We start from the raw sequence: 15,121 nt of genomic DNA, 5'->3' as shown, positions 1-15,121 counted from the left end.
TGTACCGGTGCTGGTCAGACCGGCGCTAGCAGGTCGGCGGCCGGTGCCGTCGCGGCGTCCACAGCAAGCCCGCCGTCCACAACCACGGCGTACCGCACCGGGCATGAGCCATCGCCGCCGGGCACGTTGCGACCATGACCAACATCAGGCAGGCCGTCGGCGCCTACGGCGAACGCTGCGCCGTACGGCACCTCGTTGACGCCGGGCTCATCGTCGTCGAACGCAACTGGCGCTGTACGGCCGGCGAGATCGACATCATCGCCCGGCACGCCGACACCATCGTGTTCTGCGAAGTGAAGACCCGACGCGGTGGCCGCTACGGCGCGCCGGAGGAAGCGGTCACCGCAGCCAAGGCCCGGCGGATCCGCCGGCTGGCCGCTGGCTGGCTGGCCGCCAACCCGGGACATGGCCGGCGGCCGGTGCGATTCGATCTGATCTGCGTGACCGTCGGTCGGTCCGGCGCAGCCCAGGTCCGGCACCTGACGGCGGCCTTCTGACCAGCGTCGCCCGCCCCGTCGGCGTCGCCCGGCGGCCGCCTCCTAGCAGCCGGCGTCAACCGGTCGCCGCGTTGTCCACAGCGGGACCTTCGTCCACAGGCGCGCCTCTGTCCGGGCCGGCGGCCCGGGTCGCGGACAGCCACCGTCGTGCCATGAGAAACGACATCCACCGCCCGCCGCGCACCGACGACCGACCACCATCCACGGAGGATGGCCGACCGATGGAGACCGGACGATGAGCTACGCGAAGGTGCTCTGCGTCGGCCTGGTCGGCGTCACCGGGCATCTCGTGGAGGTGGAGGCCGACCTCGCCGCCGGGCTCCCCGCAGTGATCATCTCGGGGTTGCCGGACACCACCCTGCACGAGGCACGGGACCGGGTACGCGCCGCGATCGTCAACTCCGGGCAGCACTGGCCGAACCGGCGGATCACCGTCAACCTGCTACCGGCGACGCTGCCCAAGGTCGGTTCGGGGTTCGATCTCGCAGTGGCCACCGCGTTGCTCGGTGGCACCGGAGAGCTGCCACTCGCCCCGGTCGACGGTGTGGCGCTGCTCGGCGAGTTGGGCCTGGACGGCACCGTACGGCCGGTGCGCGGCCTGCTGCCCATGGTGGTGGCCGCGGCCCGGGCCGGGGTGACCCAGGTGGTGGTGCCGGCTGCGAACGCGGCCGAGGCGGCGGTGGTGCCGGGGGTGCGGGTCAAGGCCGTCGACACGCTGCACCGGCTGATCGCGTTCATCCGGGGCGCCGGCGAGCTGCTCGATCCCCCGCCACCGAAGCCGGGTGCCGTCCAGGCCGGCCCGGACCTCGCCGACGTCGCCGGGCAGGCGTTCGGCAAGCGGGCCCTGGAGATCGCCGCGGCCGGCGGCCACCACCTGGCGCTGATCGGACCGCCCGGTGCCGGCAAGACCATGCTGGCGGAACGGCTCCCCGGTCTGCTGCCGGCGTTGGACGACACGGCGGCGCTGGAGGTCTCCGCGCTGCACTCGATCGCCGGAGTGCTGCCACCGGGCAGCGCCCTGCTACGCCGACCGCCGTTCCAGGCCCCGCACCACTCGGCGACCGTCGCATCGCTGGTCGGCGGTGGTTCCGGGCTGGCCCGCCCCGGCGCGGTCTCACTGGCTCATCACGGTGTCCTGTTCCTCGACGAGGCACCCGAGTTCCACAGCCGGGTGCTGGATTCGTTACGGCAGCCACTGGAGAAGGGGCGAGTGCTGATCACCCGTGCCCTGGGGGTCACCGAGTACCCCGCCCGGTGCCAGCTCGTGCTCGCGGCCAATCCGTGCCCGTGCGCCCGGCCGGCGGGCGATCAGTTCTGCGAGTGCCCGCCCGTGGTACGGCGCCGCTACCGCAACCGGCTGTCCGGTCCCCTGATGGATCGCATCGACCTGCAGGTGAGCCTCACCGCGCTGCGGGCCGTCGACCTGATGACGAACCAGACGCCGGCGGAACCGACCGCGACGGTGGCCGCCCGGGTGGCCGCCGCACGCGAGGCCGCCCGGCAGCGCTGGGCCAACCAGGGGTGGCGGTCCAACTCGGTGGTCCCCGGGCCCGCGTTGCGACGCCCGCCGTGGCGGCTGCCCGCCGGTGAGACCGCCGCACTGCGCCGGCGGCTGGACGTCGGGGCGATCTCCGCCCGGGGCTTCGACCGCATTCTGCGACTCGCCTGGTCAATCGCGGACCTGGACGGACGGGCCCGGCCGGACTCGGCCGACATCGACGAAGCCATCCAGCTGCGGACGGGCGAGCTGTGATGCCGGGCACCGCAGCGGCCGGCAGCCGGCTCGCCCGGATCGCGTTGACCTGGCTCGCCGAGCCGGGAAACGAAGCCGTTCACCGGCTCGTGGCGGCGGTCGGCCCGGTCGAGGCGCTGGCCCGGCTACGCGGCGGGCGGAGTCCCGACGACCCGACCCGGACGGCGAGCTCCGCCCGGCTGGCAACCGCCGATCCGCTGCAGGTGGCCGCCGCCGCTCTCGACCGAGCGGCGCGGGTCGGCGCCCGGCTGGTGACGCCGGAGGATCCGGACTGGCCGCGCCAGGTCGAGGACCTGACCCGGCTGGCCCGTCGCCCTGACAGCGGGTCGGGCGGTGCCGATTCCGGAGGTTCCCGGGGCGGCGCGCCACCGCTGGCCATGTGGATCCGTGGGCCGTTGCCGCTCGCCGAGGCGCTGGCCAGGTCGGTCGCCGTGGTCGGTTCCCGGGCACCCAGCGAGTACGGACGTCACGTCAGCATGGAGTTCGGCCACGGCCTTGCCGAGCAGGGTTGGACAATCGTCTCCGGAGGTGCGTACGGCATCGACGCCTGCGCCCATCGCGGTGCGCTCGCCGCTGGCGGCTGCACGGTGGCGGTGCTGGCCTGCGGGATCGACCGGCCGTACCCCGCCGGCAACACCGCGATGTTCGACCAGATCGCCGAGTCCGGGCTGCTGGTCAGTGAGTGGCTGCCCGGCGCCGAGCCGCTGCGGCACCGGTTCCTCACCCGCAACCGGTTGATCGCCGCCGCGACGGCCGGGACCGTGCTGGTCGAGGCCGGTGCCCGGAGCGGGGCCGCCCAGACGGTCCGGCGTGCGTTGGCCCTGGGCCGGGCGACCATGGTGGTGCCGGGGCCGATCACCTCTGCCGTGTCGGTCGGCTGTCACGAGATTCTGCGCGACCACCCGCAGGCCCGGCTCGTCGCCGGGGTCGCCCACGTGCAGGAGGAGATCGGCCGGATCGGTATCGACCTCGCACCGCCACCACGCGGGCCCGAGCGCCCCCGTGACTCGCTCGACCCCCAGACTGCGCGGGTCCTGGAAGCGGTTCCCGGCCGCGGCTCGGTCGCCCTGGACGAGCTGGCCGGCCGGGCCGGCGTCGACATCCGCACCGCGATGCGGACGGTCTCCGCCCTGCAGGCCCGAGGCCTGCTCACCGGCGCGGATGGACGCTACCGGTTGCCGCCCCGGTCCGCCTCCGGGGTCGGTCGGCGTGGCGACTTGACCGATCAGGCCGCTGGGCCGACGGTCGGAGGGTGAGCGACAACGGCAGCTGGGGCACCGCCGCGCGGCACGCCGAGTTGCCGTCCGGCCTGCGCGAGGCCGTGGACGCCTTCGCGCGGCACCTCGCCCTGGTCGACAACCGCTCTGCCCACACCGTACGGGCGTACGTCGGTGACGTCGTGTCGCTACTCGACCACGCCGCCCGGATGGGGGTCCACTCACCCGCCGGACTCGACATCACGGTGTTGCGCAGCTGGCTGGCCCGGCAACGGACGTTCGGCGCCGCCCGGGCCACGCTGGCCCGGCGGGCGGCGGCCGCCCGCGCCTTCAGCGGCTGGGCGTACCGAACTGGGTTGACCAGCGCCGATCCCGGTGCGGCACTGGCCAGCCCTCGACCGCACCGGACGCTGCCGGCGGTGCTGCGGGTCGAGCAGGCCGCGCAGCTGATGCCGGACGGCGACGGCACCGACTCGGAGGCTCAGCTGGCCGGGGAACAGACCCGGGAACCGACCGGCACCGGTCCGGACGGCCCGCTGCGGCTGCGCGACCGGCTGGTCCTGGAGCTGCTGTACGCGACCGGGGTCCGGGTGAGCGAACTCTGCGGGCTCGACCTCGCCGACCTCGACCCGGGCCGACGGGTACTCCGGGTGCTGGGCAAGGGCGGCCGGGAGCGGACCGTGCCGTACGGGGTGCCGGCCGGGGCGGCGATCCACGACTGGCTGGCCCGGGGGCGACCGGCGCTCGCGTCGCCCCGCTCCGGCGAGGCGCTACTGCTCGGCGCGAAGGGTGGCCGGCTCCAGGCCACGGTGGTGCGCCGGATCGTCGCCGCGGCTGCCCGCGACGCGGGCGTGCCCCGTGTCACCCCGCACGGGCTGCGGCACTCGGCGGCCACCCACCTGTTGGAGGGTGGCGCCGACCTGCGGTCGGTCCAGGAGTTGCTCGGGCACGCCTCGCTGGCCAGCACCCAGCTCTACACCCACGTGTCGGTGGAGCGGCTGCGGGCGGCGTACCGGCAGGCGCATCCGCGGGCCTGAGGCTGCCGGCCGGCCCGGCGGACGGGCCGCGCACCCGGGCGGGCCGCTCGACGGACCAGGCCGAGACGGCTCGCCTACGATATGCCGATGAGCGGCGGCCTGGTCCCACCCGAACCGCTACCCGGGGCACGGATGCTGTTCTCCCTCGACCCGGCGGTCGCCCACCTCAACCACGGCGCGTTCGGCGCGGTCCCGGTCTCGGTGCAGCGGGTGCAGCAGCGGCTACGCGACGAGATGGAGGCCGACCCGCAGCGGTTCTTCACCCAGGGTCTGCTGGACCGGATCGGCCACACCCGCCGCCATCTGGCCGCTTTCCTCGGTGCCGACCCGGAGTGCGCCGCACTGGTCGACAACGTCACCGTCGCTGCCGCGACCGTGCTGCAGACGCTGCGGCTGGGCAGCGGTGACGAGGTGCTGTTGACCGATCACGGGTACGGCGCGGTCGCGCTCTCGGTCGAGCGGGAGTGCCGGCGCACTGGGGCGACGGTACGAGTCGTAGCGGTGCCGCTGGGGGCGCCGGCCGAGGAGGTCGTCGAGCGGCTGCGCGCCGCGCTCCGGCCGGGCCGGACCCGGCTGCTGGTGGTCGACCAGGTCACCTCGCCGACCGCGCAGGTGTTCCCAGTCGCCGAGCTGGTCCCGGTAGCCCGTGACGCCGGCGTACCGGTCCTGGTCGACGCCGCCCACGTACCGGGGATGCTGGCGGTCGAGATTGACCGGATCGGCGCCGACTTCTGGGTGGGCAACCTGCACAAGTGGGCGTTCGCGCCGCGCGGCACGGCGCTGCTGGCGGTCGCGCCCCGATGGCGGGAACGGCTTGAGCCGCTGGGGGTTTCCTGGGAGCAGGAATCCGGGTTCCCGGCGCGGGTGGAGTGGCAGGGCACCCGCGACTACACCGCGTGGCTGGCCGCGCCGGCTGGCCTGTACGCGTTGCGCAGCCTTGGCCTGGACCGGGTCCGAGCGCACAACGCCGCACTGGTCGGTTACGGCCAGCGGACCATTGCCGACGCGCTGGGGATCCCACCGCAGCGGCTGCCGGTACCCGATCCGCGCCGGCCAGAGTCGGCCCACCTGGCCATGCGGCTGGTCCCGCTACCAGCCGGCGTGGCCGACAGCGCTGTCGCAGCGGCCGCGCTGCGTCGTCGGATCGCCGACGACCTGGCCGCTGAGGTGTCGGTCGCCTGGTGGTCCGATCGGGCGTGGTTGCGAATCTGCGCTCAGGTGTACAACCGGGCAGCAGACTACGAACGGCTCGCGGAGCTGCTGCCAGCGCTGCTACGCCGGGCCGGCTGACCCGAGCGCCAGCAGGCGGACACGTCCGTTGCCGAGCAACAGCAACGGGTCGAGGTAACTGCCGTCCGTCAGCCGCAGGCCCCAGTGCAGGCACGCGTCGGCAGGACAACCCGGGTGGCCTTCGGTGACGGTGCCGATCGGACGGCCGGCGCTGACCGCGGTGCCGACGGCGAGCCAGCCGTCCACGGGTTCGTAGGTGGTCCTGAACCCACCCGGGTGGCTGATGCTGACCACGCCCCGGTCGACGATCCGACCGGAGTAGCTGACCGTGCCGGCTCCAGCGGTGTACACGGTGGCACCGACGTCAGCGGTGAGATCGACGCCCCGGTGTCCGCGCCCCCAGGGCACCGGGGGCGGGTCGAATCGGCGGCTCAGCGTGACGGTGCCGGCCAGTGGCGGGTGAAAACGCGGGTCTGCGGCTGGGCGCGCGAACCCGGTCGGTTGTGGTCCGGGGGCGGCGACCGACATCGTGGCCGGGACTGCGGGCGCAGTGCTGAACAGGATCGCCGCGACCAGCATCGGCAGGAGCAGGAATCTCATTCCGACAGGCTGGCACCCGACCGGGGTACGGCCTCGACGGGCGGACGACAGGCTGTGGATGCTGGCTCAGCTGTGGAAAACGGAATTTCGCCGCAGTCGATCTGCTATGGAGGGGCCATTTGAAGTCAGCCGCTGAACCCGGAGTCTGCCGGTAGTGAGATTTCCGGCTTGTCCAACTCTTCCACATTTACATCCTTGAACGTCATTACTCTGACGTTCTTCACGAAACGGGCAGGACGGTACATGTCCCACACCCAGGCATCGTGCATCTCGACCTCGAAGTACACCTCGCCGTCAGAATTGCGCACGTGCAGGTCGACCTGGTTCGCCAGGTAGAAGCGACGCTCGGTCTCGACGACGTACGAAAACTGGCGGACGATGTCGCGGTACTCCCGGTAGAGCTGCAGCTCCATCTCTGTCTCGTACTTCTCGAGATCCTCGGCGCTCATCGCCATCCGCCTTCCATGACCACATCTTCCCCCAGTAGCGCCGGTTGGCGAAGCTGCTCGTCCAACGCCACGCCGACGGTACCCCGGATGGGGTCCGGACGCCCCATCGGCTCACGGATGCCGATGTCGGCCGAGCCGGCCCCGACCGTCGGGTCGGCTTTCGCGACGTCAGTCCGGCCAGCTTCGGCGGCCGGTCGGCGGGAGCGGGGCGGACTCGCGGACCGGCCCGAGGCGGCCGCCACGTTGACGTACGAGAACCGGTGCTCGACACACGGCCCCTGCCGACTCAGTGCGGCCTGATGCTCGGCGGTGGCGTAGCCCTTGTGCTCGGCGAAGCCGTAACCCGGGAACCGCCCGTCGAGCTCGACCATCAGCCGGTCCCGAGTTACCTTTGCGAGCACGCTGGCAGCCGCCACGCAAGCCGCCACCCGGTCGCCCTTCCACACCGCGAGCCCGGGCGCACCGAGTCCGTCAACGCCGAACCCGTCGGTCAGCACGTACTCAGGTGCGGGGCTGAGCCCGGCCAGTGCCCGGCGCATCGCGGCGAGATTGCACACGTGCAGACCCCGACGGTCGATCTCGTCGGCTGGAACCACCACGACCCGGTGGGCGAGGGCCCGGTCACGGACCGAGGCGTAGACCCGCTCCCGCGCCGCCGAGGTGAGCAGCTTCGAATCGGCCAGTCCGTGAATCTCGCCCCGCCGACCCGGCGCGAGCACCACCGCAGCCGCCACCAGCGGCCCGGCACACGCACCCCGGCCGGCCTCGTCAGCGCCGGCCACGTGGGCGAAGCCGCGCCGCCGCAGGGCCTGCTCCAACGCGTAGAGCCCGGCGTCGCGGCGCACCACGGTACGCGGTGGAGTCAGCACGGTTCGGCCTCTCCCGTCAGCCGGCGCAGCAGGGTCGGCAGCTCCGGCGGATAGACCCGTTCCGGGGTGGTCGCGAGCTCACCGACCGGCCACCACCGGTGGGCGTCGATCGTACGGCGTTCGATGTCGTCGAACCCGCTCGTGTCGACCTGCCAGTTGGGCACCCGCAGCAGGAAGAAGTGCTGTTCCTGGCGGTACCACCGGCCGTCGAACGGGAACTCGACGGTTTCCCGCCAGACCGGCGCGCCCAACTCGGTAGGTGTCACGCGCAGGCCGGTCTCCTCAGCCAACTCGCGGACCGCGCCGTCGACCGGGGTCTCGCCGGACTCCAGTCCACCGCCGGGAGTGAACCAGTACCGGTGCCCGGGACGGGCCGGGTCGTACCCGTGTAGCAGCAACACACGACCCGCAGAGTCGACGAGCAGGACCCGGGCCGCGCGCCGGTTGCGCGCCGGCTCCGGCGCGCGGTCCACCGTCAGCTCCGCGTCGGTCACCCGACCAGAGTAGGAGAACAAGCCGGCCGGCACGACAGGTGGGCCGCAGCCGCAGCCGAGCACACCGTCCGGGTTGGCGCGAACCGACCGGTCACGGTCCCGAACTCGGAACGGTTTCGAACGGCTCCGGCACGGTGAGCCAGGTGGCCCGGTCCAGTGGCCAGAAGACAGTGAACGCTCGGCCGACCACGGCGTCCTCGGAGATGGTCGCGTAGTCGATGTCGCCGCTGCGGTCCCAGTGCTCCAGCGAGTCGCCCGAGGCCGACCGATGGTCGCCCATCACCCAGAGCCGTCCTTCCGGCACGGTGATGTCGAACGGACCGACCGCGGTGGGATCGCTGATCCCGCCCTCGGAGTAGATGTACGGCTCGTCCAGCGGCTGGCCGTTGATGATCAACCGCTCCTCGGCGTCACAGCACTCGACCCGGTCTCCACCAACCCCGATGACCCGCTTGATGAAGTCCTCGCCGTCCGGGTTGCTGCTCCACTCCGGTGGCGCCCGGAACACGACGATCTCGCCGCGCTCGGGCGATCGGAAGTGGTAGACGACCTTGTTGACCAGCACCCGGTCGTTGATGTCGAGGGTGTGCTCCATCGACGGCGACGGGATGTAGAAGGTCTGCAGGACGAACGCCCGGACCAGGACCGCGACGAGGACCGCCACACCCAACAGGATCGGTAGTTCGCGCCAGAAGGAATTGGGCTTTTTCTCGGTCTGCTCGTCGATCACAACCGGAGCCTACGACGTCTGGCTGGCAACAGCGGCACGGAGCGCGAAGCAAAAAGTAGCGGAATCATCACTGGCAGCACGATCACCAGGTCACCGGAGGTGTCCGGAACGTCCGCCGGCTGGTCGACCGCCGCCGGAGTCGGAGCCGTCGGCGGCAGGCTATCGAAGGTGTCCGGCACGGACAGTCCGTCCCAGCGGTCCTGGGGCCAGACGACCACAAAGGCCCGGCCGATGACGTTGTCGATCGGCACTGGGCCCTGGCAGCGGGAGTCCTGTGAGACCAGTCGATGGTCGCCCATCACGAAGAGGTGTCCAGGCTCGACCACGACCTCAGCGAACTGCCGGGATCGGCACTCACCTGGGCTCGGTGGGACGTCCAGCGGCGAGTCCTCCAGGACGTAGCCGGCCTCGTCCAACGGCTGGTCGTTGACGGTCAACCGGCCCTGGTCGTCGCAGCAACGAATCCGGTCACCCGGCACGCCGATGACCCGCTTGATGAAGTCTTTCTCACCCGGTCGACCAACCCCGACCAGGTCGCCGACGGTGCGGCCGAGCTTGGCGACGAAGCCGAGGTCCGGGTCGTCGGTGTGCTCCGGTGCCCAGTCGTTGGTGCCCCGGAAGACGATGACCTCGCCGCGCACCGGATCCCGGACGTCGTAAACAACCTTGTTGACCAACACCCGGTCACCGACCAGCAGCGTGTCCTCCATGGAGCCGGACGGGATGAAGAAAGCCTGCAGCAGGAAGGAGCGGATCAACACCGCCAGACAGAAGGCCACCACCAGCAGCAGCGGCAACTCCTGCCACAGTGGCATCTGCCGACGCCGGCGTTGCACCATCTGCATGCCGGACCGGCCCGACCGACGTGGGCGTGCCACCGACCGGCCATCCCGCCGGGTGCGCTGCGAGCGCGCGCCCGACGCGGCGCGCCGCTGCCACTGATCCTGGTCTCCTTGTGGATACACGCTACGCATCTCCCCGGTCCCGAGACACGGCGCTACCGCCCACGGCGCCTCTCGTCAGGCGCCACGAGCGGTAGCACAATTGACTCCCGCCGCCGCGACGATCGCCGCGGACGTAGCGCTCCCCATCGGTCACTACCGCAAGGGTAGTTGGCGAAAGCTCCCAGCGGCAGTCCTGGGATCGGGAACCGGGCTCAGCGGGCTCAGCTGACCTGCTTCTCCCGCTTTTCCTTGATCTTGGCGGCCTTGCCACGGAGTTCCCGCAGGTAGTACAGCTTGGCGCGACGGACGTCACCACGGGTCACCATCTCGATCCGGTCGATGGCCGGGCTGTTGACCGGGTAGGTCCGCTCGACTCCGACACCGAAGCTGACCTTGCGGACGGTGAAGGTCTCCCGCAGGCCGGCACCCTGCCTGCGGATTACCACGCCCTGGAAGACCTGCACCCGGGAACGGTTACCTTCGACGACCCGGGCGTGCACCTTGAGCGTGTCACCGGCGCGGAAGTCCGGAAGGTCGGTCCGCTGCGACTGGGCGTCGAGCGCGTCCAGCGTGTTCATCGCTGCATCCTTGGCTACTCAAGGCGCACCGTCTCGCGGTGCGCGGATGGATGATACTGATCCCGAGCCGGAACACTCGACGCCGCAGCATTCGATGCCTCAACGTTCGACGCCTTCCCGCTGGCGGGATCCTCGCAGCCGGACACGCATGCCCGTCTGCGGCAACCCCACTACTCTGCCACATCACCGGCCGGCAGTTGAAATCCGGCCGCCACCAGCAGCGCAATGTCTTTTTTGTCGAGTTTCCCGGCGGGCAGTCCGGCGATCAGATCCGGCCGACGCGACGCCGTACGGAGCAGCGCCTGATCTCGCCGCCACCGGGCGATCCGGCCGTGATCGCCCGATCGTAGTATCTCCGGCACCTCGCGTCCCCGCCACTGCGGCGGCTTGGTGTAGACCGGCCCCTCCAGCAACCCGTCCGAGTGAGACTCCTCGACGAGCGACCCGGCGTTGCCGAGCACTCCGGGAATCAACCGGGTCACCGCCTCCAGGATGGCCAGCACGGCGACCTCGCCGCCGAAGATGACGAAATCGCCGAGGGACACCTCGGTCACCGGCAGCGCTGCCGCCGCCTCGTCGATCACCCGCTGGTCGATCCCCTCGTAGCGGCCACAGGCGAAGATCAGTCGGGGCTCGGCGGCCAACCGCTGCGCCATCGCCTGGTCGAACCGCTCCCCCACCGGGGTCGGCACCACCAGCCGCGCGGGCGGCCGTCCGGCAGCGGTCAACTCGTCCAACGCCGCGCCCCACGGTTCCGGGCGCATCACCATTCCGGCGCCACCGCCGTACGGAGTGTCGTCCACCGTCCGATGCACGTCGTGCGTCCAGCGGCGCAGGTCGTGCACCTCGACACTGAGCAGGCCGGCCCGGCGCGCCCGGCCGATCAGCGACAGGTCCAGCGGCGCCAGATAGTCCGGAAAGATGGTGACGACGTCCACCTGCAGCGCCGCCGCGCCGGACGGCATCGGGGCGCTCACAGGTCGAGCAGGCCGGGTGGGGCGTCGACGACCACCCGTCCACCGGCGAGATCCACTTCCGGCACGATCGCCCGGACGAACGGCACCAGGGCGGACCCGCCGCCGGGCCGGCGGAGCACCAGCAGATCGGATGCGGGCGCATGGTCGATCCGGGCCACCTCGCCGAGAGCGTCACCGGACGGCGTGACCGCCGACAGGCCGACCAGCTGGTGATCGTGGTACTCGTCCGGATCCTCCGGGGTGGCGATGTCGCTGCTGTCCACGCAGAGCAGCACGCCTCGCAACGCCTCGGCGAGGTCGCGGTCGACAACCCCGGCGAACTGCACCAACGGTCGGCCCTGATGCCAGCGGACCGCCTCGATGGTCAACCGGTCAGGGACGCGGACCAGGGTCGCGCCGGGCGGTGGCGGCTGCTGCGGTTCGCGGGCGGCCGGCACCGCCGCCGGATCGGTGATCAACACCGATCCGGCGGCGAACCGGATCTCCGGTTCGTCGGTCCGGACCTCGACCGTGACCTCGCCACGGATTCCGTGTGGTCGGCCGATCCGACCGACGATCAACAGCATCAGTACGAGTCGACGATGTCGACCCGCACACCACGCCCGCCGATCGAACCGATCACCTGACGCAGCGCCTTGGCGGTGCGCCCGCCGCGACCGATCACGGTGCCGAGGTCCTCCGGGTGCACCCGTACCTCCAGGCGCTTGCCCCGGCGCGAGTCGACCAGCCGGACCCGTACGTCGTCGGGGTGGGTGACGATCCCCTTGACCAGGTGCTCCAGCGCGGGCCGGAGGACCATGTCAGGCCTGCTCGCCGGAGCCGGCACCGGTGGGCTCCTCGGTCTTGGCCGGCGCTTCGGCAGCCGCCGGCTCGGACTTCGCTTCGGCCTTCGTCTCAGATTTCGCTTCGGACTTCTTCTCGGCCTTCTTCGCCGGCTTGGTCGGCGTGTCCGCGACGCCCGCAGCGGCCTTGGCCTCCGCCTCGTACGCCGCCTTTCGGTCGGCCCGCTCGGGCGCGACCAGCAGCGGCGGCGGGGCGGGCAGGCCCTTGAACTTCTGCCAGTCGCCGGTCTTCTCCAACAGGCGCTGGACGGCCTCGCTCGGCTGGGCGCCGACCGAGAGCCAGTACTGGACACGGTCCGAGGTCACCTCGATGACCGACGGATCTTCCTTCGGGTGGTAGATCCCGACGAACTCGATCGCCCGCCCGTCGCGCTTGGTACGCGAGTCGGCGACGACGATGCGGTACTGCGGGTTGCGGATCTTGCCCATCCGCAGAAGCCGGATCTTTACGGCCACGGTTTGTTCGCTCCTGTTGCGATCTTCACCGGCCCCCGAGGGCGGTGCGCGGGTGAACGCCGACCGGCACAGTGGGGTTGGGCCAGAGGCAGCTCGGGTGGACTGGCGACGTGCCCGGGTAGAGGGCGCCGAACACGTACCGGATACCAACACGCTATTGTGCCAGACCCGCGGCGTACCGCCACACCCGGTGGCCCCGGTGGGTCGCCGGCCAGTCCGGTGCCCGGCGGTCAGCCGGCTGCCGGCGGGCGGTCCCAGCCGGGCGGCAGCTCGGCCGGCGGCGCCCAGGCCGGGTCCGGCCGGAAGTCGCACCAGGTGCCGTCGAACGGAAAGTCACCCGACTCGGCGATCTTGATCACCCGCCGCCCCTCGGCCCGTACCGCCGCCTCGTCACGCACCCAGTAGTGCTCCGGGAAAGCGAGCCGCTCGGCGAACTCCTCCTCGTCCTTCCAGACCCAACTGCGGTCCGGGCGGACCACCACGTCCAGGTCCTGGTCGACCACGTCCACCCCGGCGAGGTCGCCGTCGGCCCAGCGCACGCCGGGCTCTTCGAGGTTGACGTACCAGTTGAGGAAGTTCCCGGCGTCGTCGCGGAACCACCACACCGAGTGGGCGGCCCCGGCGGGCAGGAACTTCAGCACCGGGGGGCCGAGCCAGCGGCCGTGCTTGATCCGGTACGACCGGGTGATCCACTCGGTGAACGGCATCGCCCGCATGCCACGGCCGTCGTCGGCCACCTCGTTGACTACCGGCGAACCCCGGTCGACCCAGACCAGCAGGCCCCGCTCGTCGTCGACGACGACCCGGGCCGGACGGACCCAGCCGAGACGCCCGCGCCGCACATTCCGATGCATGATCAACTGACCGGGCTGAAACCGCATGCTCATCTCCCTCGTTCACCATGCCCAACGACAGCGACACCGCCCACGAACGGCCCGACGGCGACACCGCCCGCGAACGGGCGGCGCCGCTCACCGACGGCAGGGCAGGGCGTCAGTACGAGCGGGCCAGCACCGCGACCAGGTCGGGCTCGTCGTCGGAGTCGGGCACCGAGCCGTCCGGACGCAGCAGGCAGCGTACGGTGACGCCCTGCGCGTTGACCTCGGCCTCACCTGCCGGACCGACCACCGACCACGGCACCCGGGCCCATCCGGTCGCCGCAGCGGCGACGGCGTCGGCGAGGGTGCAGACCTCGACGGTACGCGTCTGACGCAGCGCCAGCGCCTGGTCGTAGAGCCGCTGCTGGTCGGCGTCGAGGGCGTTGCGGACCGCGCCGACCACGTCGGCGACCGGTACCGGGGTCTTCGACCCGTCGGTACGCCGGACCAGCACCGCATTGCCGGCGGCCAGGTCGCGCGGGCCGACCTCGACGCGTACCGGATATCCCTTGAGCTCGGCGTCGACGGCCCGGCGGCCGAACGCCGTGTCCACCCGGTCGTCCAGGCCGACCCGTACGCCGGCGTCACGCAACGCGTCGCGCAGCTTGGCCGCCGCCTCGGCGACCCCGTCGCCGGCCTTGACCACCATGACGTGCGCCTGGACCGGGGCCAGCCGCGGCGGCACCCGCAGCCCGTTGTCGTCGCCGTGCACCATGATCAGCCCGCCCAGCATCCGGGTGGAGACCCCCCAGGAGGTGGTCCAGGCGTGTTCGACGGCCCGCTCTGCGGAGGTGTAGGTGATGTCGAACGCGCGGGCGAAGTTCTGCCCGAGCTCGTGCGAAGTGCCCAGTTGCAGCGCCTTGCCGTCGGCCATCATCCCTTCGAGGGTGTACGTGCTGGTGGCTCCGGCGAAGCGCTCCCGGGCGGTCTTACGCCCGACCAGCACCGGGATGCCGAGCACGTTGACCATGAAGTCTTCGTAGACCTCGTGCAGGATTCGTCGGGCGTACGCCCGTGCGTCGGCTTCGTCGGCGTGCGCGGTGTGCCCCTCCTGCCAGAGGAACTCGCTGGTCCGCAGGAACACCCGGGGGCGCAGCTCCCAGCGCACCACGTTGGCCCACTGGTTGAGCAGCAGCGGCAGGTCCCGGTAGGAGTCGACCCACTTGGCCATGAACTCGCCGATCACCGTCTCGCTGGTCGGCCGGACCACCACCGGCTCGGCGAGTTGCTTGCCGCCGCCGTGGGTGACCACCGCGAGCTCCGGTGAGAAGCCCTCGACGTGCTCGGCCTCGCGGCGCAGGTAGCTCTCCGGGATGAACAGCGGGAAGTACGCGTTCTCCGCACCAGCTGCCTTGATCCGGTTGTCCATCTCGGACTGCATTCGCTCCCAGATGGCGTACCCGGCCGGCCGGATCACCATGGTGCCACGCACCGGTCCGTTGTCGGCGAGCTGCGCCTTGGCGATCAGATCCTGGTACCAGCGGGGGAAGTCCTCCGCACGAGGTGTGAGCACGCGGGCCATGACCGGACATCCTATGCGCCGGCGGTGGCGGCTGCGCGACGCACCCGC

At 71.6% G+C, this 15,121-nt stretch carries 18 protein-coding genes; 5 read left to right on the top strand and 13 right to left on the bottom strand.

Going from position 1 to position 15,121, the window contains the following annotated elements:
* Positions 1-134: 134 nt before the first annotated feature.
* From O7621_RS14885 to O7621_RS14865, 5 genes are all read left to right on the top strand, one after another.
* The gene (locus O7621_RS14885; RefSeq protein ID WP_282229826.1) at positions 135-497 is read left to right on the top strand and encodes a YraN family protein; all 363 of its coding nucleotides are present in this window, start codon (positions 135-137) and stop codon (positions 495-497) included.
* A gap of 235 nt (positions 498-732) precedes the next feature.
* On the top strand, positions 733-2,250 hold the full coding sequence (locus tag O7621_RS14880; protein WP_282229825.1) for a YifB family Mg chelatase-like AAA ATPase: 1,518 nt from the start codon (positions 733-735) through the stop codon (positions 2,248-2,250).
* The gene (gene dprA, locus O7621_RS14875) at positions 2,250-3,506 is read left to right on the top strand and encodes a DNA-processing protein DprA (protein WP_282229824.1); all 1,257 of its coding nucleotides are present in this window, start codon (positions 2,250-2,252) and stop codon (positions 3,504-3,506) included. The genes O7621_RS14880 and dprA overlap by 1 nt, the downstream gene beginning before the upstream one ends.
* The gene (locus O7621_RS14870; RefSeq protein WP_282229823.1) at positions 3,503-4,504 is read left to right on the top strand and encodes a tyrosine recombinase XerC; all 1,002 of its coding nucleotides are present in this window, start codon (positions 3,503-3,505) and stop codon (positions 4,502-4,504) included. Before dprA ends, O7621_RS14870 begins: the two co-directional genes overlap by 4 nt.
* Before the next feature lie 87 nt (positions 4,505-4,591).
* Positions 4,592-5,794, top strand: coding sequence for an aminotransferase class V-fold PLP-dependent enzyme (locus O7621_RS14865; RefSeq protein ID WP_282229822.1), 1,203 nt, complete (start codon positions 4,592-4,594; stop codon positions 5,792-5,794).
* On the opposite strand, the gene O7621_RS14860 is transcribed toward O7621_RS14865, so the two are convergent.
* The 13 genes from O7621_RS14860 to proS form a co-directional block, all read right to left on the bottom strand.
* Positions 5,777-6,334, bottom strand: a complete 558-nt coding sequence (locus O7621_RS14860; RefSeq protein WP_282229821.1) for a M23 family metallopeptidase — start codon at positions 6,332-6,334, stop codon at positions 5,777-5,779. The genes O7621_RS14865 and O7621_RS14860 overlap by 18 nt on opposite strands.
* A 125-nt stretch (positions 6,335-6,459) precedes the next feature.
* Positions 6,460-6,783, bottom strand: coding sequence for a DUF2469 domain-containing protein (locus tag O7621_RS14855; RefSeq protein WP_123604412.1), 324 nt, complete (start codon positions 6,781-6,783; stop codon positions 6,460-6,462).
* Entirely contained in the window at positions 6,780-7,652 is an 873-nt protein-coding gene (locus tag O7621_RS14850; RefSeq protein ID WP_282229820.1) for a ribonuclease HII, read from the bottom strand. The genes O7621_RS14855 and O7621_RS14850 overlap by 4 nt, the downstream gene beginning before the upstream one ends.
* Positions 7,646-8,146, bottom strand: coding sequence for an NUDIX domain-containing protein (locus tag O7621_RS14845; protein WP_282229819.1), 501 nt, complete (start codon positions 8,144-8,146; stop codon positions 7,646-7,648). Before O7621_RS14845 ends, O7621_RS14850 begins: the two co-directional genes overlap by 7 nt.
* Before the next feature lie 91 nt (positions 8,147-8,237).
* On the bottom strand, positions 8,238-8,876 hold the full coding sequence (gene lepB, locus O7621_RS14840; RefSeq protein WP_282229818.1) for a signal peptidase I: 639 nt from the start codon (positions 8,874-8,876) through the stop codon (positions 8,238-8,240).
* Positions 8,873-9,721 carry a signal peptidase I gene (gene lepB / locus O7621_RS14835; RefSeq protein WP_282234602.1) on the bottom strand — a complete coding sequence of 283 codons (849 nt, stop codon included), beginning with the start codon at positions 9,719-9,721 and terminating at the stop codon, positions 8,873-8,875. The genes lepB (O7621_RS14840) and lepB (O7621_RS14835) overlap by 4 nt, the downstream gene beginning before the upstream one ends.
* A 320-nt stretch (positions 9,722-10,041) precedes the next feature.
* Positions 10,042-10,398, bottom strand: a complete 357-nt coding sequence (gene rplS / locus O7621_RS14830; protein WP_278167775.1) for a 50S ribosomal protein L19 — start codon at positions 10,396-10,398, stop codon at positions 10,042-10,044.
* A 170-nt stretch (positions 10,399-10,568) separates the two neighbouring features.
* Positions 10,569-11,342, bottom strand: coding sequence for a tRNA (guanosine(37)-N1)-methyltransferase TrmD (gene trmD, locus O7621_RS14825; RefSeq protein ID WP_282234601.1), 774 nt, complete (start codon positions 11,340-11,342; stop codon positions 10,569-10,571).
* A gap of 29 nt (positions 11,343-11,371) precedes the next feature.
* Complete coding sequence (rimM, locus tag O7621_RS14820; RefSeq protein ID WP_282234600.1) at positions 11,372-11,938, bottom strand: ribosome maturation factor RimM; 567 nt, start codon at positions 11,936-11,938, stop codon at positions 11,372-11,374.
* A gap of 2 nt (positions 11,939-11,940) precedes the next feature.
* A complete protein-coding gene (locus tag O7621_RS14815) occupies positions 11,941-12,201 on the bottom strand; it encodes an RNA-binding protein (RefSeq protein ID WP_199757474.1) in 261 nt (86 codons plus the stop codon).
* Positions 12,176-12,673, bottom strand: coding sequence for a 30S ribosomal protein S16 (gene rpsP / locus O7621_RS14810; RefSeq protein WP_282229817.1), 498 nt, complete (start codon positions 12,671-12,673; stop codon positions 12,176-12,178). The genes O7621_RS14815 and rpsP overlap by 26 nt, the downstream gene beginning before the upstream one ends.
* A gap of 230 nt (positions 12,674-12,903) precedes the next feature.
* A complete protein-coding gene (locus O7621_RS14805) occupies positions 12,904-13,554 on the bottom strand; it encodes a DUF402 domain-containing protein (RefSeq protein WP_282229816.1) in 651 nt (216 codons plus the stop codon).
* 112 nt (positions 13,555-13,666) lie between these two features.
* Positions 13,667-15,073 carry a proline--tRNA ligase gene (gene proS / locus O7621_RS14800; protein WP_282229815.1) on the bottom strand — a complete coding sequence of 469 codons (1,407 nt, stop codon included), beginning with the start codon at positions 15,071-15,073 and terminating at the stop codon, positions 13,667-13,669.
* Positions 15,074-15,121: the final 48 nt, after the last annotated feature.

It is taken from the genome of Solwaraspora sp. WMMD937, from assembly GCF_029581175.1.
GTDB lineage: Bacteria > Actinomycetota > Actinomycetes > Mycobacteriales > Micromonosporaceae > Micromonospora_E.
The sequence above is the reverse complement of the archived record's forward strand: the minus strand, read 5'-3'. Positions and strand labels throughout refer to the sequence as shown.